Raw genomic sequence first — 17,406 nt, 5'->3', positions numbered from 1 at the left:
ACTTTTTTAATTTTTTATTCTGGTTCTGGAATTTCTTTACCTTCTTCATACCATTTTTTTATCAGCTCATTTTTAAATTCAATTAATGAATTGTAAGCCTCTTCAACTGTTTCACCACACGCACAACATGTATACTTTCCTAACTCCTTTATGTATGCATCAAATCCACCACCATCTTCTTCATCTATTTTTTCGATAATTATTTTATATTTTAAATTAAGATAATATTCTAGACTTTTTCTATTTTTATTATTTTTATTGTCTTTATTATCTTTAAAATTAACTATCTTTTTCATACTCTCTATAAACTGTTTATGTCCAGCTTCTTCTCCTATAACCTGTCCATCTTTTATTTTAACACCTATTTTTACTCTGTCATCAAACACAACTTTTACTCCTTTTTTTACTATTTTTATATTAATAATTATTTTTTCTGTTTTCTCTTCCTGAAACTTATTTTATCAAAACCCTTCATATCTCTTAAAATACTATCATCAATTTTTTCAGGTTCTTTCATTGTTAGATTATTATTTAATACCCATTGCTCTATTTCCATCCTAGCATCATAAGGTGATTTAATCTTTTGAAAATTATATGTTCTAATAATAGGATTAACTATAATTGATTGAGTTTGTACAGCAACAATAGGATAGTCATCAAGGTTAAAATTATACCCTAATAATTCGCTTTTTAACTTATTATATGTAATTAATTTATCATCAATATATTTAAAAATTGAATTTTTCATGACATACTTATGATAAGAGCCTTTACCTTCAAACTCTTCTAATATACATTTAGCTCTTCTATATTCAAAATTTTCTGTAATATACTTCCTTATTTCATTTGACGAATAAAAACATTTCTTATCTTTTTCATCTGATTTATCCATTATTAAACAAACATATACCTGTTTACAAAAAGATAAAACAGCAAAAGAAAAATAACGTCCACAACTTAACATACTTAATGGAAAATTATCAATTTTGAATAAGTTTTGAACATAAATTTTCTCTTGATACCTATTAAAAACAATTTGCTTATCTACACCATAAACATTTAAATTATCATAATAATCTTTAAAATTGGAGTTAATTAACATTTTATACTCCTTTATATCTGCTACTAATAATACTATAAATAATAATATTACATATAGTTATTATTTCGCTATTTTGTTAATAAATTCTCTTTACAATCATAGAGTTTAATTAACACCATTTTACCATCCTTTTTTATTGGAACTATCTTATAATCTTTTCTTGGATATGTCATACCATCTATATCTATAAAAATATCCTGATCAATAACATATGAAACAATAAAATTTATATTATATTTATTTTGAATACTAATATAATTATTAACTTTATTTTTATCCTTTATATAAACAGCAATACCATCAATTTTATCCCAATCTATCAATTTATACCATTCGTCAGAATCTTTTAATACCATCCAATCAACAGCTGTCACATCTTTATAATCAAGTAAATATTCATCATTTGTATTAACACGATAAAATTTATCACCTTCAATATAAATAGAAAAGTCCCATCTCGCTCTTTTTATAGGTAAACTATCTTCTTCTGCTTTATTTATTGCTTCTTTTAAAGATAAACCCCCTATTCTTTCATATTTAATACCAACAGCATCACATAATTTTGTTGCATTACCTTCTGGAGAACCACCAAAACAATATTTTTTATCTGTTTTATAACCACATATTTCACATTTTAAATATATTTCCGATTCATTATGATAGTAAGGTGTTCTCTCAATTTTTAAACTATTACCACATTCAGGACAATAGAAAATATAATTACTCATTTTCTCACTCCTATCACTTATTTTATATATTTCCAACTTTATATAATTATTATATAAAATTTTATATAAAATGTCAATTAGCTTTTATTAAAAATTATATGATATTTTATTTTAAATAAAGTAAAATATTTGTTATATAATAATATAACTAATTTTAAAGTTCTTTTAAAAAATATTAAAATAAAAACATTTAAAAGATAAAATATTTTTAAGGAATAATTAATGAAATTTCAATATTTTGTATTTATAGATAAAATAATTAAATCTATTAATAAACAATTTCCTAAACAATGTTCTTGTGGGTTTATTTTTTATGATGTTATAGATTTTATAGAAAATACTACTTTACCAGCTGATCAAAACCTTATGATTTGTAATGAGCATGTATATGAAATATTAGATTTAAGAAATTGTAATCAATGTCATTCAACACGAAGTATTAAATATCTTTTAAATAATCAAGATAAGAAAATATTATTAAGATATATTTATGAAGATATAGAAAAATATCAAATGAACGAAGATGTATTTTTACAAATGTTTAGAGATACTGTTTTTAATAAAATAAAAGAAACACATAATGATAAACAAAAATATTATAATATAAAAATATTAGATAATAGAATTTAGGTTTATAATTATGATAAATATTATTCAAACAGATATTATCGAAGTTTATAAAAAAGGTAATTATGTGTGTATACCTACTAATGGTTTTGTAAAAAAAGATGGACGTGCTGTTATGGGTGCAGGTGTTGCAAAAGTTATGAATGATTATATACCTGGTTTAGATACTCATTTAAGTAATCATATAAAGGAAAATGGACATAAAACTGGAATTATATATGAACGCATAATAAGCTTTCCTACTAAACCTGTTTACTGCACTAACAAAAAAGATTTAATAAAACAACCAAAGTTTGAATCTAAATATTACCCTGGTTTTTTAAGCATAGTGCAACTAATTTTGTGTAAGATTTTTATCCTCCTGTAATCTACCATATTTCTCAACTCTCTTATTCTTCAATACTATTAAAAAATAGTTCCAATGTTTCATCTTACGGGTTCTATAACTACCATTCATCTCCAATATCACTAAAAATACTACCTTTTCTAACGCTTTCTTATCATTAAATACTTCAATTACCTTAGATCGTCTTTTAACCTCCTTATGAAACCTCTCCAAAGGATTTGTAGTGTAAATATATGGTCTCATTAGAGCTGGATATTTCAAATAAGTCATCAACTCTGGCAAATCCCTTTCCCATGATGCAACCATCTCTGGATATTTATATGACCAGTTCCTGCGAAATATCTCAAAATTCCTTAAAAATTCCTCTTCATTCTCTTGCATGTATATGTTTTTCATATCTTCAGTTACAGCACTCTCATCCCGCTTGCGTACCTTGGATAATGAGCTCCGCACTTTGTGAACTACGCAAGTCTGAAAATCTGCTTTAGGATAAACCTCAAGTACTGCTTCTTTGATACCTTTTAAACCATCTGCTACAACTAATATTGGCTCCTGTAACCCTCTCTCCCTAAGCTCATATAGCAATTCCTTCCAGTTTAATGCACTTTCTCCACTACCACCAAATGTGTAAAATGCAAGAATCTCTTTATGACCATCCTCATCAATTCCCATAACTGTGTATATAACCTCACTTGATACCGTACCCCTTTTCAATTTTAAATATGTGCCATCTATAAACAAAATCGGATACCATTGTTCAAATCTTCTGTTGTGATATTTTTCCAACTCTTCCAAAATATCATCAGTTATCTTGCTCACCCACTTTGGAGAATACTTCTGACCAAGTAAATTCTCTAATGTTCGCACTATATCCCTGGTTGAACAACCTCCCTGATACATTGATATCACTATATCATCTAATTCAAACGTTGTACGTTTATATGGCTCTAAAAATGATGGCTGAAATTTTATCTTTCGTGTCCTTGGTATTTTTACCCCTTCTACTTTACCAAAAATTGTATTAAAATTGCGTGTATAATATCCATTCTTACTATCAGCATTTAATGAACAGTGGACCTCTCTTTCTATTTCTCCAAGCTTTTCTAAAAAATTAACAAACTGTTTTGACATAAATTCCATAAAAATTTCTCTAATATCCTTTCTTTTTTCAAATAATTCAGCTAAATTATAATTATTCATGGGGTATACCTCCTCCTTTTTCTTTTTTATGGGGTTAAGTAGATTACAGGAGGTATACCTCTTTTGCAATCCTTACACAAAATTCTTATACACTACCTTTTTAAGTAAATCAACAATTGATTTAATTACTAATTCATTATTAGAACTATTTAATTTAATAAAAACAAAAAATATTAAAGGTAAAATATACCTTCCATTTCCTGGTATTGGTAATGGTGGATTAAATATACACGATATAAAAGGTATTTTATTTTTTATATCATGGTTTAACAGTTAATATGAAGATGTTAATATAAATTTAATATATAAAAATGTTAACAAAAATATAAATAAATATGATATTATATTTATTAAAGATTATTTAAATTATGATATCGGTTTTATTTCAGGATTTCAAACTGGAATAGATTATGAAGGTTTAAAAATCATAGATAATTTAAGAGTTAAATGTAGTAAAAGAATTTCATTATCTGGTTTTACGACATATAAAAATCAAGCTGGTGAAATTACAATAGATAATTTCTCAAAATATACTAGCATTGTTAAATTAAAAAATATAAGTTATAACAAAAGAACTGTATTAAATTTAACCTACAGCGATATTACTCTTATTTTTGCAGATCAATTAAATGGTGGTACATTATTCACTTATAAGCAATGTAAAAATAAAAATAAAAAAGTTTTTCTTTTAGATAAAATATCAGAAAAAAATACAGATGATTTAATAACAATTGCTAATGAATTAGCTGACTATACTAACAATAAAATTAATAAAAATAAAAGTATAGTTATTAATATAGCAGGTAATCGACTTCAAAAACTATATAATTACAATAAAGTATTAAATAATATAAATAAATTTTTTGAAATATTTATAGATAAAATAAATAAGAAGATAAAACCTGTTTATAATACAAATAACAACTTTGAATTATAAATTACACTTTCTAAATTTTTCATCTTTTTTAGCATCTTTTTTATACTGTTTTAAATCAGACAAAAAACTTTTATAGCATCTTATTATAAAAAACATTATAATGAAAAATAAAGAATAATTAATACAAAATATAAAAAATTTACTGAACATAATTACTGTTATTTAATTGTTTATCTCTTCTTTATTCATTTTTTCTTGTATCTCTTCTTGTCTTTTTTTCTCTCGATCTGCTAACTTTATTAATTCATTTGTTATCATGCAAAAAAGTATAAGAGCTATATAAAAAAGCATATATATTACAGGATTTTCAATAGCAAGAGGTATTAAAGGAGCGAATATTTTATAAGGAATTAAATAAAATATTAAATAAAATATTAAATATATAAATAATCCTATAAGTCCTACAAGAAAAAATAATCTTATAATATTAGTTATAGTAATCTTTTTATCCATTAATACAAACCTCCTTTTTTATTTAAATTTAATATTAAACTTTTCACCAAAATCCAAATCTATAACTTCAATCATAACATTAACAAATAAGTCTGGATTCATGCATACATCATAACACTTCTCAGCGTAATATTTAGTTAAAGCAGGAACTCCAGCACGTGAAACATTTCTTATTACTAATTTTTTTCTCTTATTACAAGCTTTTGTATCCTGGATTTTTCCCAACGTACAATAATGAAGCATACGAATTGCAGATTTTTTTACTGCACGTTCTTTTTCTGGAAGTTTAGTCCAGCATTCCGCTGCTATACTTAAATTAGATAAAAAAAACATTAAAAAAAAATGTGGAAAATACTTTTTTCATTTTAAACACCTTCCTTTCTTTCTATTTTTAAATATTAAAGCACAAAATTACTACATATTCAATACTAGGGGAGCTTAAGCCCCCCTGCTCTTACTTTTTTTACTTTACTTAGGGGTGTCTCCCCTTTCCCACTTTGTGGGTGTCTCCCACTCAATAATTATTATTAATATTTATATAATATAACATAAATATAATATTATTTAAAAAATAATTATTAATTAATTTTTATCACTAATAAATCTTGTATCTTTTAGTAGTTTTTCAAGTTTACTAAATTTACTAAATAATCCCCATTCTTGACTTCCTTTGTCTTGTTCATAAGAACTTGGAGCAATTTTAAAATCTACTAAATCAATATATTTACTAAATAACCCTTCCACTGTATAAAATTGTTGTAATATATTATTTCCAAAAACAGTTTGTAGAGTTTCTTTACCAACTTGTCTAGCATATAAAGTATCGCAATTAAATAAAGTAATAGTGTCATTATCTACCATTTTTTTAAGTTGTTTTAATATATTCGCATGATTCCATTTATGTTTTTTAAAGTTTTTACCTCTTCCTATTTCTTTAAATCCTAATAGTAAAATATTAATATTACCTAACCCTTTTTCTCTTGCTTTTTTAGATATTTTTTCAACCATATCAATAAAAGTATTTTCATTATGTAATTCAGCTATAAAATGAAAGTTAATATTATCCTCAAATACTTCCATGTCATATTCGTCTACTGTATTTAGAGCATTAAATACTAAATCAATATCTTTGTAATCGGTTATAGATACACCAAAACCAATAGGATGACGAGCATAAAAGAGTAGGTTATTTTCTTTTGCATAATGTACATACTTTTTAAAATCAATAGCTTTTAATGTAAGATTAATTTTAATATAATGACTGCCATGGTATAACATATGCCATATAAATGGATGTTCAATAGGATTACCACCACCCACTGCAATCTCCATAACACCTATATCAGCGAGTTTTTTAATAAAATCTGTTAGATCAACAAATGAGTGGTTACCTTCTTTTGTTGAATTTTGATAACACATAGGACAGTTGTTACTACATTTATTTGTTATCTTTAAGTCAATCAGAGATGGTATTGGTAGTTCACCATCATTAATATATGCCTTTATTAAATCTTCAATACTATTAAAATCAGAGTATGTAAAACGATATTTATTACCAATCATAATAGTTATATGATATTTATTTATTAATACTTTTAACTTACTAAAACTATAATCAAATTTAATATTAGATTTTTCTTTAGTTAAACTATTAATAACATTTTCATCACAATAATCATCTTCATCGCAATAATCATCATTACCACCTACAACCACAGTGTAATCATCAAGAAATAGCTTGGCCAGTACCTGAAATATTTTAAACTTACTGTTATTGTCTAAATTTTCCTGCCCTTCCACAACTATTACAGATGCATGGTCAAAAGAGATATCTTTTTGTTCAAGGTAAGACTTAATAAATTTTTTATCGTTAAAACCATATTCTTTAATCATATGGTCTAATGCTTTTTTCTTCAGGTTTCCCAAAAAATATCGTAAATTGGAAAGTACATATTTAATTTTCTCATTTTTACTGGTTAATACGAACCAGTTCCAACCATATGTATACCCACCATAATCATAGACACTTCTAACATCTTCTTTTACATCTTTAGGTTTTTTTACATAAACTAAGCAGTGAGATGAAGAAGAATTAGTATTGTTTCCTATTTGATAATTAATAAGTTTCATGTAAAATCTCCTGTTTTATATTAATTTATTCTTATTTATTTAATATTTTATTAATAACTTTTTTCAATTTGTTTAAATCTAATCCTTTTTCATCTATATAAAAGAAATCACTATAAGCTGATTTATTATTTTTTAGCTCTATTTCAAATTTATTATCTGTAAATGTTATAATGTATGAAATATCTTTATTTCCTATTATATTATCTAAAATATTAATTATATCTGTTATAATTGTTGACTCTAACTCATTTACTTTTTCTATTGTTTTATATAATAACTGAATATTATTATTTATTTTTGTATACATAATATTCGACATCCTTCTTGTTTTATTAATATATTATACAATAATTTTATGCATATGTCAAACTATTTTAATTATAAAACTATATAAATTATAACTTAAAAATCTCTCTTTCATATTGATAAACTTCTTCAAACGTATAATTAATTTCATTATTTAAATCTTTGTCTATTTCGAAATCCTTTTGAAACTGTTCAATTTTATATTTATCCTCATCTGTAATTTTAGTTATGTATAAATCATAATTTCACCTCAAACTTTTTTTTCAAACTTTATTTAAACATTCATCTGTATAAGTTATAACAAATATATGGTTTATTTTAAAAATAAGCTAAAATTAATTAATAAAAATTGTTATTTTTAAATTTAAATTTTTAATTTTTATTTATTTTTTGTTATATATAAAAAATAATAATTTAATAATTAAAAGTTAAATAATAAGTATATTAAAAAAATAGGGGTGAATTATGCGAAATATCATGTTATTAGTTGCTATTCTTAATTTCATGTTAACATCTATAAGTTTTGCTGAACAAGTTATCTACTATCCTCAATTTGCAATTAATATTATAAGTAAACCTAATTTATATAAGTGTATAAGTCAACTTTCTGAGATTGACTGTAATCAAGAAAAAGTAAAAGTTTTTATTAAATTTTATAAAGATAATAATTCTCAAAGTATAAACAAAATTCAATTAAGTACAATTTACGGAAATGAAATTATTAAAGATCCTTTAATAATTGATTTATTTATTAAATTATTAGCAGTTGATACTAATATAAAAATAACAACTAATAACAATAGTTAATTTAATATTTATAAATAAAATTATATAAAATTTAATTTTAAGAAAAATATGAAATAAAAAAAAATTGTTATTTTAATAACACTATTCTTATTTAATATTATATGATTTACAGCAATATAGGTTTTTATTTTGTAAGATGATCTTGGAAATTTTGTATTAAATCATGGAGAATTACATATGGATAAACAAGTTGATGAAATGGAATATTGATAACATCGGTTTTATTGTTTTTGTTAATTTCTATTCTTAATTGTTTATTTTGTAAAAGTATAGATATTGCCATAAACTTATCATTGTTTTCGTCGTTATAGATATATTTATTCTTATATACAGGATAAAATTGATATAATTGTAACAATTTAATGATATCATTTATTAATATGTTTATTTTTTTATCAATCTCTTCATTAATTTCTTTATTAAAAAATATATTATTATAATTCATATAAATTCCTTTACTTTTTTCAATTTTTAATACATCAGAAACTTTAAATTGCAAACACTAATTTTTAAATTTATTTATGTTTTATTTATCTGTTATAATTAAATATGTAAACTTAATACATACATTAGAGGTTAATTTTATAATGTCTCTTAGGAATATATTATCACCGAAAAATAAAACTGGCTGGACAATAGCTCATAAAATGGCAGAACAAGGGGGCTTTTTAAAGATAAAAACATATTAAAATTAGCTGATAATAACGGCTAGAGTGTAGCACATATTTTGGCAACAATAAAAAATATATGAAATATTAATAACTTATGTTAACATTTATTTTAGAATTTAACTAATATAACTAACATGAGGTAAAATAAAAGTATGAAATATTTAAAAATTGTAGAATTAGTCAGAAAAGGACATATTTTTAATGATCCAGATATATTAAAATTGTCAAATGAATATGGCTGGACAATAGCCCACGAACAAACAGTAAATGATTGGGTAACAAATGCTAAAGAAATACTAAAATTATCCAATGATATTGGTTGGTCAGAGGCACATAAAATGGCAGAAAGAAACTGGAATACTAACGATATTGAAATACTTAAACTACGAAACAAATATGGTGAAACAGTAGCACACATATTAGCAAAAGCAAATTATTTTCGAAATGCGTATCCTTTTAAATGGAAGAAAATTTTATTATTAAAAAATAATGACAAAATATATGTATTTTGTAACTATTACAAAAAACCTAATTTAAACAACCTGGCAACTGATGGTTTATTTGCTGTCAAATTACTTAAAAACACAAATAATTTAATTTCCAAAATTACACATCCAACAAGTTTAATGTATTATACAGAAAAAATAAGATTTCAGGCTGATTTTTATAATAAATTAGATCAAATGTTAAAATTTTATATTAGTTTAAATAATTATATATGCTAATAAAAATAATACTAAACACACTAAAACACACTATAGGAACAAATATAGAAACAAAATAGGAGCAAGATATGAAAAAACAGATAATGGAGAAAAAATACAAGATTAAAGAACTGAAAGAATCTTTTAATGGGTTATATACCTTAGCGCATCAATTAGCTGATGAAGGCTGGATTACTTTTAACAAAAATATACTTAAATTAAAAGATTATAATGGTAAAACTGTGGCACACTATATGGTTGAATATGGATTTACTGATTTTAAGGATTTTGAAATATTAAGTTTAGCGGATAACAACGGTTGGACAGTTGCTCATGAATTAGTAAAATGTGGAATTAAATTTAACGATAAAAATATACTTAAACTAAAAGATAATAACAATCACACTGTAGCACATATTCAAGCAGAACATGGTTGGATAACGAAAGATGAAGAGCTTTTGAAACTTAAAAACAATAAAGGACTTACCGTAGCTCATATTATTGCAAATAATAATAAAGATGTTATGTTTTTAAACTCTGATATCTTAAATTTAGCTGATAATGATGGCTGGACAGTTATGCATTCTTTAGCTCGTAATAAATATATTTTTACCCAACCTAATGTATGGAATATATCTACAAATGAAAATAATGTATCTATTGCTCATGTTATGATATATAGTAGTGGTTATACATTTAAATACAAAAAAATTTTATTAAAAAAAATTTTATTACAAAAACAACAAGAAGATTTACCTGCATGGTTTTTAAAATTTGGTATTATAATTCTAAATTCTCATAGTTTATCTTTATCTTTTGATACTAGAGAAATGATTATAGAAGCAAAATTAATTAAAGATATTTATAAAACTGTACCTAAAAAATTTAATAAATTTAAAACAGAAAAAATGAGAAAGTATAATAATTTTTATAAAACACTGAATATTTTAATAAAGAAAAATATAAAACTTATTAATATGTGTTAATTAAATATATTTTATTTATTTTTAACTAATTATATTTGTTTATATTTGTTATATATAAAAGTAGATAAAAATATTTGTTAAATTGTATTATGATTTAAGATATATTATAACTTAGAGGTATACTATGACATATGAAGAAAAATACAAATTAATATTAGAAAAACTTAATTCAGGTGAAAAAATTACTTTTTCTGATGTATACGTATTAATATTTAACGGTTATTATTTTTATAGTCTACAAATATTAAAATTAACTAAGTATGATAATAAATGGACCATAGCTCATGAACAAGCATCACGTGGTTGGACAACTGAAGATAAAGATATTTTAAAATTAGCTAACGAAGATGGTTTTACAGTAGCACATATACAAGCAAAAAAAGGCTGGATAACTAATGATAAAGAAATCTTAAAATTAGCTGATAATAATGGTCGAACAGTAGCCCATGAACAAGCTTATTACGGTTGGACTACAAATGATAAAGAAATATTAAAATTAGCAACTAAACATGGTTGGACAGTAGCTCATGAACAAGCACGTAATGGTTGGACAACTGAAGACAAGGAGATTTTGAAACTAGCAGATGAAAAAGGCTGGACCGTAGCTCATGAACAAGCACGTAATAAATGGACAACTGAAGATAAGAAAATTTTAAAATTAGCTGATAAAAAAGGCTGGACCGTAGCTCATGAACAAGCACGTAATGGTTGGATAACTGAAGACAAAGAAATCTTAAAATTAGCTAACGAAGATGGTTTTACAGTAGCACATATACAAGCAAAAAAAGGCTGGATAACTAATGATAAAGAAATCTTAAAATTAGCTGATAATAATGGTCGAACAGTAGCCCATGAACAAGCTTATTACGGTTGGACTACAAATGATAAAGAAATATTAAAATTAGCAACTAAACATGGTTGGACAGTAGCTCATGAACAAGCACGTAATGGTTGGACAACTGAAGACAAGGAGATTTTGAAACTAGCAGATGAAAAAGGCTGGACCGTAGCTCATGAACAAGCACGTAATAAATGGACAACTGAAGATAAGAAAATTTTAAAATTAGCTGATAAAAAAGGCTGGACCGTAGCTCATGAACAAGCACGTAATGGTTGGATAACTGAAGACAAAGAAATCTTAAAATTAGCAGATAAAAAAGGTTTAACAGTAGCACATACACAAGCAAAAAATGGTTGGATTACTTATGATAAAGAAATTTTAAAGTTAATTGATTATGAACAAGACAGTGTTTTATATACAATAATAAAAAATTATACAAAGACAAAGCTTGTATGTATTGATTATGATTTATTAAAACTTCCTAGAGGTAGAAACTCATATATTTGTAATGAATTAGCACTTAAAAATAATTTTTTAATTAAGTCAAAAAAAATATGTAATTATAAATCTATTTTTAATTCTACTTTTACTGATTATTTAATTAATAAAAATTCTTCAAAAATAGATCCTAATGTAGAAGCATTAGTTTATTTAAAACTATTTAAAAAACCTACTACATTAATAAATAGAAATTTACATTCATCTAAACGAGGCAAGATATTACTTAAGCAAATTAAATTTTATAAACTACTGAATGATAATATAAAATTAATGTTTTTATTAAATAATATTTGTTAAATTTTAAGAATGCTTAAACTAAATTTATTTTTTTTAAGTTATTAATTATTATATTTATATATATTTTAATGTTTTATCTTATGTTATATAATTTATATAAAGTTATCAAAAATTAAAAATAATTATTATTAAATTATTAAATAATATTGATAGATGGAAAAATATTATGAATTATAAAAAAGCTTTAGAAAAAGTAAAACAAGGACACTTTTTTGAAGATAAGAATATTTTGAAATTGGCAAATAAACATGGTTGGACAGTAGCTCATGAACAAGCTTCTTATGACTGGATAACTGAAGACAAAGAAATATTAAAACTAGCTGCTAAAAATGGTTGGACTGTAGCACATGAGCAAGCAAACGAAGGCTGGACAACTGAAGACGAAGATATTTTAAAATTAGCAGATAATACTGGTTGGACAGTGGCTCATGAACAAACCAAACAGGGATGGGTAACTGACGATAAAGAAATTCTAAAATTAACAGATAACAATGGTAACACAGTAGCTCATATACAAGCAAGTAATTCTGATAATTGGTATTGGTTTGTAGAAGACAAAGATATATTAAAATTAGCTAACAAAGATAATTGGACAGTAGCCCATGAACAAGCCAAACAAGGTTGGATAACTAATGATAAAGAAATTTTACAGTTAACTCATAAATATGGTCAAACAGTAGCCCATATTATAGCATCTGCAACTGGTTACTCACTTAAATATAAAAAATTACTTGAACTTAAATATAATGAATTATTAAAAGATTTAGATTATGATGTAGCTTGTTCTATAGATATTTATGTAGGAGTAGAGAACTTACGAACTAAAATAAGTGATGAATCAGATAAGATTAGTAGTATAAAATTAATAAATAAATTAATTTCAAATGATAATTATTTTAATAATATTGTAAAATATAATAATAGTTTAGACATTTTAAATTTTGGAGCAGGTCTTAATTCAAATAATTATATAGATATTAATTATATTAAATTAATTAAATTTTATAAAAAATTAGATTTTGAGATTAAAAAATATTTATTAACAGCTAATATTTGTTAATGTATGTAATAGGTATATTATGAATAGATATATTATGACATACGAAGAAGCTTTAGAAAAAGTAAGACAAGGTTCCTTTTTTAAAGATAAAAAAATACTTAAATTAGCTAATGAAACTGGCTGGACAATAGCTCATGAACAAGCATGGAATGGTTGGATCACAGAAGATAAAGAAATCTTAGAACTAGCAAATGAAACTGGTTGGACAGTAGCACATAAGCAAGCAGAACACGGCTGGATTACTAATGATAAAAACATATTAAAATTAGTTAATACTCAAGGTAAAAGTGTAGTTGGTATAATAGCTAAAAATAAATCAATTAAAGAATGGTTACCTTTAGATTTTAATATTTTAAATTTCGAGGGTGTAATAGATTATTATGACAAACTTAATAAAATAAAATTAGCAGCTTTTATAGCAGTAGATCCTAACTATAAATATATACCTAAGTATAAGAAATTTTTATTATTAAAATATAAAACTAGATATATAATTAAATATAAAGATTATAATAAACTTAAAATATCTGAATTTTATGTGATATTACATCATTTACAAGATACTAATAACAAAAACTTTAATGTCATATCAGGTATTAAATTAATTAATAAAAATTTAACAGACAATAATTATATTTATAAATTAGAAAAATTAAAAGCGCCTTTAAAAAATTATTTTATTGCTCCTAATTATATTAAATTAATTGAGTTTTATAAAAAGCTAAATTTGGAAATTAAAAAACATCTATTAACAACTAATATTTGTTGAAATATATTATGACATACGAAAACGCATTAAAACAGGTAAAAAACAGTCAAGTTTTTGAAGATAAAACAATACTGAAATTAGCTAATGACAAAGGTTGGACTATAGCTCATGTACAAGCAACATGGAGTTGGATAATTAATGATAAAGAAATATTAAAATTAGCTAATAAAAGAGGTCGAACAGTAGCTCATGTTATATTATACACAACTGGTTATATGTTTAAATATAAAAAATTACTTCAAATTTTAAAAATTATGTTATAATAAATAATAAAAAAGGTAACATTAATGAGTATTAAACTTCAAAAAATAATGGAAAATGAATATGAATTTAATAAATTAAAAAAAATTATAAATAAAAATACTGGAAATACATTAGCACATAAACTTGTTGATGAAGGTTATATTTCAAGAAATTTTAAAATATTAAAATTAAAAAATAATAAAGGTTGGTCAGTTGCTCATTATATGGCTAACGAAGGACATGTATTTATAGATTATAAGATTCTTAAATTAAAAAATAATTTAGGTATTACTGTAGCTCATATTATGGCTGAAAAAGGTTATTTGTTTAATGAATTCAAAATATTAAAACTGGCTGATAATAACGGTAATACAGTAGCTCATATTCAAGCAAAAAAAGGTGATTTAATAACAGATCCTGAAGTACTAAAACTTACAAATAATGAAGGTACTTCAGTTGCTCATATTTTGGTTTCTCGTGGATACTGTTTTACTGATAAAGAAATCTTATCTATAGCTGATAAAAAAGGACATACTGTTGCTCATGAAATGGTAATAGATGGTTATATTTTTACAAACTCTGATATATTAAAACTAAAAAATAATGATAATTGGTCAGTTGCTCATGCACAAACTAAAAATAAATTCGCTGTAAAAAATAAAAAAATACTACTTCTTTCGACTAATTATGTTTTTAGAAATCAAAATGTATATAGTCTTATTTTACAAAATTTTGAAGATAAAACTACTACAATGTATACTAAATTGGTAACTAAAAATATATACGATTCACTATACAATATACATAATAAAAAATATGATGAAATCAATTTTTATAAAAATTTAAATCAATTAATTAAAAATTATATATTAATTTCATCTATCTGTTGATTTATAACTACATATCCATATTTTGATTTTGGTTATTCATATTTTGATTATTAGTATTATTCATATTGTTTTCTTTTTTCCACATATTAAAAAGTTTATCTACATCTTCCAATTCAAGATTAAAATCATCTAAATATTTTTTAACTTGAGTTTGATTATTTGTAATAACAAGTAACTTAAAATTATTTGTATAACCATATTTTTTATTTATTCTTTTAACAGTACGTATTAAGTCAGACATAAATTCTGGGGTGTTTTCATCTGCAAAGTCAAAATCTGATATTATTGTAATTTGATTAAAACTTATTGGATTTTTTCGTTTTAAATATTCATTTTGTAAGAATTCTACAATAGGTTTAACTTCTGTACCGCCATTATAATCAGTAAAAACATACTCATATTGTCCTGTATCATGATTAAACCTTTTACCTACTAATCCAGCTTTACCTGAAAATGATACAACAGTAAATTCAGTTTTACATAAACTTTCTAAACGATTTAATAAATCTATAAAAAATGGTACATATTTTACAAAAGAACCTGATGTGTCTACAATAAATAACGGATGAGCAAACTGTTTCTTATGTCGTTCATTAACTACACCATAATGTCTTGTTTTCTTTGTAGAAATTTTGGAAACATCTAAATCATCTTCATAAATTTTAGCCTTAGTATTACCTTTCCCTGTTTTTGGAACATGATAAAAATAATTCCTATATAAATGCTCATCTACACTTGTTATTTCATCATTTTCTGGTAAGTTCAATATAAAACTATCTCCTTCCCCTAATCCAGCATCTTGTTGTTTATTTAAGCGTTCAGCTATTTTATCTAATAATTGTTTTAATTCATTTAAATCTTTTACATTATACTGATTTTTTTTACTCATAGCTTCAGCACGAGCATCTTCAATCGCCTTTTTCCCTGGAACATGTTCTTTATTAGAACTATTATTTTGATTATTATTTTGATTATTTTGTTGTTGGTTAGTAGACTGTTTATTTTCACATTCTCCTGGTTTTCCTGAATGCTTTTGCCCAGCTTGTTGATTTGGTTGTTGTTTTTGCTGCTGTTTAATCTTTTCTACAATATCTTTCTTTTTAATATTTAAGATATCTTGAACTAAATCTGATACTGATGATGTTAAACCAGAATCATTAGGTGCAGATGGAGAATAATCTGGTTGGCCACCATTGGTGCCATGTTGATTATAAAAATCTTCTAAACTTTCAGATAGTTGATTTAAAAATTCCTCTAATTTCTTTTCAAATTCCTCTTGTTGTTTTTTCATTTCTAATAATTTATCAATTATTGTTAAAATTATACTTCTATATATTTCCACTGTGTTAGATACATAAAATAATTTTTTCATTCCGGGTAGTTTAGTATCTAACATTTTTTCTAATGCATTTATTACATTATCAAATTTAATAGATTTAATTTTTTTCCCTTTATATGTTAATCCATCAAACCCAATATCCTCATTAATAAATGCATCTTGTATTAAATTTAATATTTGATTGGATATTTTATAAAATATTGATGAATGTATTACATTATCTAATTCAGGTACTTCTTTTAATTTAGCTCTTTTTAAAATATTTTCAAAATCTAAATCATTACGTAATAAATGCAATAATTCATGCCATATTAATTTTTTTATTGTTTCAGGATCATTTTCATTGAGAATACCTGTATTGTAATATAACCCTAAAAATTTACCTTGATAATCATAAGACACATATGCAACAGGATCATTTGAATCATCAATATTGGAATCTACAGTAAAAGGAATTACTTTTATCTTC

22 protein-coding genes are annotated in these 17,406 nt (G+C 23.9%); 12 read left to right on the top strand and 10 right to left on the bottom strand.

From position 1 onward, the window contains the following. Positions 1 to 14: 14 nt before the first annotated feature. From DEFDS_RS11730 to DEFDS_RS11720, 3 genes are all read right to left on the bottom strand, one after another. The gene (locus tag DEFDS_RS11730) at positions 15 to 386 is read right to left on the bottom strand and encodes a type II toxin-antitoxin system HicB family antitoxin (protein WP_013008973.1); all 372 of its coding nucleotides are present in this window, start codon (positions 384 to 386) and stop codon (positions 15 to 17) included. A 38-nt stretch (positions 387 to 424) separates the two neighbouring features. Beyond that, entirely contained in the window at positions 425 to 1,102 is a 678-nt protein-coding gene (locus DEFDS_RS11725; protein ID WP_013008972.1) for a hypothetical protein, read from the bottom strand. 68 nt (positions 1,103 to 1,170) lie between these two features. After that, entirely contained in the window at positions 1,171 to 1,830 is a 660-nt protein-coding gene (locus DEFDS_RS11720; RefSeq protein ID WP_013008971.1) for a hypothetical protein, read from the bottom strand. A 222-nt stretch (positions 1,831 to 2,052) separates the two neighbouring features. Here DEFDS_RS11720 and DEFDS_RS11715 point away from each other — a divergent pair, with 222 nt between their 5' ends. Together DEFDS_RS11715 and DEFDS_RS11710 are read left to right on the top strand one after the other, a co-directional pair. Continuing rightward, a complete protein-coding gene (locus DEFDS_RS11715) occupies positions 2,053 to 2,460 on the top strand; it encodes a hypothetical protein (protein ID WP_013008970.1) in 408 nt (135 codons plus the stop codon). A gap of 10 nt (positions 2,461 to 2,470) precedes the next feature. Further along, positions 2,471 to 2,824 (top strand): hypothetical protein, encoded by a 354-nt coding sequence (locus DEFDS_RS11710; protein WP_041224027.1) that lies wholly within the window; start codon positions 2,471 to 2,473, stop codon positions 2,822 to 2,824. Here DEFDS_RS11710 and DEFDS_RS11705 read toward each other — a convergent pair. Further along, on the bottom strand, positions 2,792 to 4,003 hold the full coding sequence (locus tag DEFDS_RS11705) for an IS256 family transposase (protein WP_013007001.1): 1,212 nt from the start codon (positions 4,001 to 4,003) through the stop codon (positions 2,792 to 2,794). The genes DEFDS_RS11710 and DEFDS_RS11705 overlap by 33 nt on opposite strands. A gap of 28 nt (positions 4,004 to 4,031) precedes the next feature. Here DEFDS_RS11705 and DEFDS_RS11700 point away from each other — a divergent pair, with 28 nt between their 5' ends. Both DEFDS_RS11700 and DEFDS_RS13425 read left to right on the top strand, forming a co-directional pair. Continuing rightward, positions 4,032 to 4,280 carry a hypothetical protein gene (locus DEFDS_RS11700; RefSeq protein ID WP_041224026.1) on the top strand — a complete coding sequence of 83 codons (249 nt, stop codon included), beginning with the start codon at positions 4,032 to 4,034 and terminating at the stop codon, positions 4,278 to 4,280. A 15-nt stretch (positions 4,281 to 4,295) separates the two neighbouring features. Beyond that, positions 4,296 to 4,940, top strand: a complete 645-nt coding sequence (locus DEFDS_RS13425) for a YpsA SLOG family protein (RefSeq protein WP_084742575.1) — start codon at positions 4,296 to 4,298, stop codon at positions 4,938 to 4,940. Positions 4,941 to 5,102: 162 nt separating this feature from the next. Here the strand turns inward: DEFDS_RS13425 and DEFDS_RS11695 are convergent, their stop codons facing one another. The 4 genes from DEFDS_RS11695 to DEFDS_RS11680 form a co-directional block, all read right to left on the bottom strand. Then, positions 5,103 to 5,393 carry a hypothetical protein gene (locus DEFDS_RS11695; protein WP_013008969.1) on the bottom strand — a complete coding sequence of 97 codons (291 nt, stop codon included), beginning with the start codon at positions 5,391 to 5,393 and terminating at the stop codon, positions 5,103 to 5,105. A gap of 18 nt (positions 5,394 to 5,411) precedes the next feature. Beyond that, positions 5,412 to 5,726 carry a hypothetical protein gene (locus DEFDS_RS11690; protein WP_041224025.1) on the bottom strand — a complete coding sequence of 105 codons (315 nt, stop codon included), beginning with the start codon at positions 5,724 to 5,726 and terminating at the stop codon, positions 5,412 to 5,414. A 249-nt stretch (positions 5,727 to 5,975) separates the two neighbouring features. Further along, positions 5,976 to 7,523, bottom strand: coding sequence for a radical SAM protein (locus DEFDS_RS11685; protein WP_013008968.1), 1,548 nt, complete (start codon positions 7,521 to 7,523; stop codon positions 5,976 to 5,978). 31 nt (positions 7,524 to 7,554) lie between these two features. Next, a complete protein-coding gene (locus tag DEFDS_RS11680; protein WP_013008967.1) occupies positions 7,555 to 7,830 on the bottom strand; it encodes a hypothetical protein in 276 nt (91 codons plus the stop codon). A 464-nt stretch (positions 7,831 to 8,294) separates the two neighbouring features. Here DEFDS_RS11680 and DEFDS_RS11675 point away from each other — a divergent pair, with 464 nt between their 5' ends. Continuing rightward, positions 8,295 to 8,636, top strand: coding sequence for a hypothetical protein (locus DEFDS_RS11675; protein ID WP_013008966.1), 342 nt, complete (start codon positions 8,295 to 8,297; stop codon positions 8,634 to 8,636). Positions 8,637 to 8,760: 124 nt separating this feature from the next. Here the strand turns inward: DEFDS_RS11675 and DEFDS_RS11670 are convergent, their stop codons facing one another. Beyond that, a complete protein-coding gene (locus DEFDS_RS11670) occupies positions 8,761 to 9,081 on the bottom strand; it encodes a hypothetical protein (protein ID WP_013008965.1) in 321 nt (106 codons plus the stop codon). Positions 9,082 to 9,459: 378 nt separating this feature from the next. On the opposite strand from DEFDS_RS11670, the gene DEFDS_RS11665 reads away from it, so the two are divergent. The 7 genes from DEFDS_RS11665 to DEFDS_RS11635 all read left to right on the top strand — a co-directional run bounded on the left by DEFDS_RS11665 (position 9,460) and on the right by DEFDS_RS11635 (position 15,598). Beyond that, a complete protein-coding gene (locus tag DEFDS_RS11665; protein ID WP_013008964.1) occupies positions 9,460 to 10,032 on the top strand; it encodes a hypothetical protein in 573 nt (190 codons plus the stop codon). A gap of 68 nt (positions 10,033 to 10,100) precedes the next feature. Then, positions 10,101 to 10,997, top strand: a complete 897-nt coding sequence (locus DEFDS_RS11660; protein ID WP_013008963.1) for a hypothetical protein — start codon at positions 10,101 to 10,103, stop codon at positions 10,995 to 10,997. 124 nt (positions 10,998 to 11,121) lie between these two features. Continuing rightward, positions 11,122 to 12,636 carry a hypothetical protein gene (locus DEFDS_RS13275; protein ID WP_013008962.1) on the top strand — a complete coding sequence of 505 codons (1,515 nt, stop codon included), beginning with the start codon at positions 11,122 to 11,124 and terminating at the stop codon, positions 12,634 to 12,636. 166 nt (positions 12,637 to 12,802) lie between these two features. Next, a complete protein-coding gene (locus DEFDS_RS11650; protein ID WP_013008961.1) occupies positions 12,803 to 13,696 on the top strand; it encodes a hypothetical protein in 894 nt (297 codons plus the stop codon). A 19-nt stretch (positions 13,697 to 13,715) separates the two neighbouring features. Continuing rightward, positions 13,716 to 14,465, top strand: coding sequence for a hypothetical protein (locus DEFDS_RS11645; RefSeq protein ID WP_013008960.1), 750 nt, complete (start codon positions 13,716 to 13,718; stop codon positions 14,463 to 14,465). Between the two features lie 8 nt (positions 14,466 to 14,473). Next, complete coding sequence (locus tag DEFDS_RS11640) at positions 14,474 to 14,728, top strand: hypothetical protein (protein WP_041224024.1); 255 nt, start codon at positions 14,474 to 14,476, stop codon at positions 14,726 to 14,728. Positions 14,729 to 14,752: 24 nt separating this feature from the next. Then, positions 14,753 to 15,598 carry a pneumococcal-type histidine triad protein gene (locus DEFDS_RS11635; RefSeq protein WP_013008959.1) on the top strand — a complete coding sequence of 282 codons (846 nt, stop codon included), beginning with the start codon at positions 14,753 to 14,755 and terminating at the stop codon, positions 15,596 to 15,598. A gap of 7 nt (positions 15,599 to 15,605) precedes the next feature. Here DEFDS_RS11635 and DEFDS_RS11630 read toward each other — a convergent pair whose 3' ends face one another. Further along, positions 15,606 to 17,339, bottom strand: a complete 1,734-nt coding sequence (locus DEFDS_RS11630) for a hypothetical protein (RefSeq protein WP_041224023.1) — start codon at positions 17,337 to 17,339, stop codon at positions 15,606 to 15,608. Between the last annotated feature and the right edge of the window lie 67 nt (positions 17,340 to 17,406).

The organism is Deferribacter desulfuricans SSM1, from assembly GCF_000010985.1.
GTDB classification, from domain to species: domain Bacteria; phylum Chrysiogenota; class Deferribacteres; order Deferribacterales; family Deferribacteraceae; genus Deferribacter; species Deferribacter desulfuricans.
Note: the sequence above shows the minus strand (reverse complement) of the source record. Positions and strands in the feature narration are given on the sequence as shown.

Excerpts from the sequence above, each read along its gene's own strand:
- DEFDS_RS11725 (WP_013008972.1), bottom strand. The coding sequence starts at position 1,102 with ATGTTAATTAACTCCAATTTTAAAGATTATTATGATAATTTAAATGTT.
- DEFDS_RS11720 (WP_013008971.1), bottom strand. The coding sequence starts at position 1,830 with ATGAGTAATTATATTTTCTATTGTCCTGAATGTGGTAATAGTTTAAAA.
- DEFDS_RS11715 (WP_013008970.1), top strand. The coding sequence starts at position 2,053 with ATGAAATTTCAATATTTTGTATTTATAGATAAAATAATTAAATCTATT.
- DEFDS_RS11710 (WP_041224027.1), top strand. The coding sequence starts at position 2,471 with ATGATAAATATTATTCAAACAGATATTATCGAAGTTTATAAAAAAGGT.
- DEFDS_RS11705 (WP_013007001.1), bottom strand. The coding sequence starts at position 4,003 with ATGAATAATTATAATTTAGCTGAATTATTTGAAAAAAGAAAGGATATT.
- DEFDS_RS11700 (WP_041224026.1), top strand. The coding sequence starts at position 4,032 with ATGGGGTTAAGTAGATTACAGGAGGTATACCTCTTTTGCAATCCTTAC.
- DEFDS_RS11695 (WP_013008969.1), bottom strand. The coding sequence starts at position 5,393 with ATGGATAAAAAGATTACTATAACTAATATTATAAGATTATTTTTTCTT.
- DEFDS_RS11690 (WP_041224025.1), bottom strand. The coding sequence starts at position 5,726 with ATGTTTTTTTTATCTAATTTAAGTATAGCAGCGGAATGCTGGACTAAA.
- DEFDS_RS11685 (WP_013008968.1), bottom strand. The coding sequence starts at position 7,523 with ATGAAACTTATTAATTATCAAATAGGAAACAATACTAATTCTTCTTCA.
- DEFDS_RS11680 (WP_013008967.1), bottom strand. The coding sequence starts at position 7,830 with ATGTATACAAAAATAAATAATAATATTCAGTTATTATATAAAACAATA.
- DEFDS_RS11675 (WP_013008966.1), top strand. The coding sequence starts at position 8,295 with ATGCGAAATATCATGTTATTAGTTGCTATTCTTAATTTCATGTTAACA.
- DEFDS_RS11670 (WP_013008965.1), bottom strand. The coding sequence starts at position 9,081 with ATGAATTATAATAATATATTTTTTAATAAAGAAATTAATGAAGAGATT.
- DEFDS_RS11665 (WP_013008964.1), top strand. The coding sequence starts at position 9,460 with ATGAAATATTTAAAAATTGTAGAATTAGTCAGAAAAGGACATATTTTT.
- DEFDS_RS11660 (WP_013008963.1), top strand. The coding sequence starts at position 10,101 with ATGAAAAAACAGATAATGGAGAAAAAATACAAGATTAAAGAACTGAAA.
- DEFDS_RS13275 (WP_013008962.1), top strand. The coding sequence starts at position 11,122 with ATGACATATGAAGAAAAATACAAATTAATATTAGAAAAACTTAATTCA.
- DEFDS_RS11650 (WP_013008961.1), top strand. The coding sequence starts at position 12,803 with ATGAATTATAAAAAAGCTTTAGAAAAAGTAAAACAAGGACACTTTTTT.
- DEFDS_RS11645 (WP_013008960.1), top strand. The coding sequence starts at position 13,716 with ATGAATAGATATATTATGACATACGAAGAAGCTTTAGAAAAAGTAAGA.
- DEFDS_RS11640 (WP_041224024.1), top strand. The coding sequence starts at position 14,474 with ATGACATACGAAAACGCATTAAAACAGGTAAAAAACAGTCAAGTTTTT.
- DEFDS_RS11635 (WP_013008959.1), top strand. The coding sequence starts at position 14,753 with ATGAGTATTAAACTTCAAAAAATAATGGAAAATGAATATGAATTTAAT.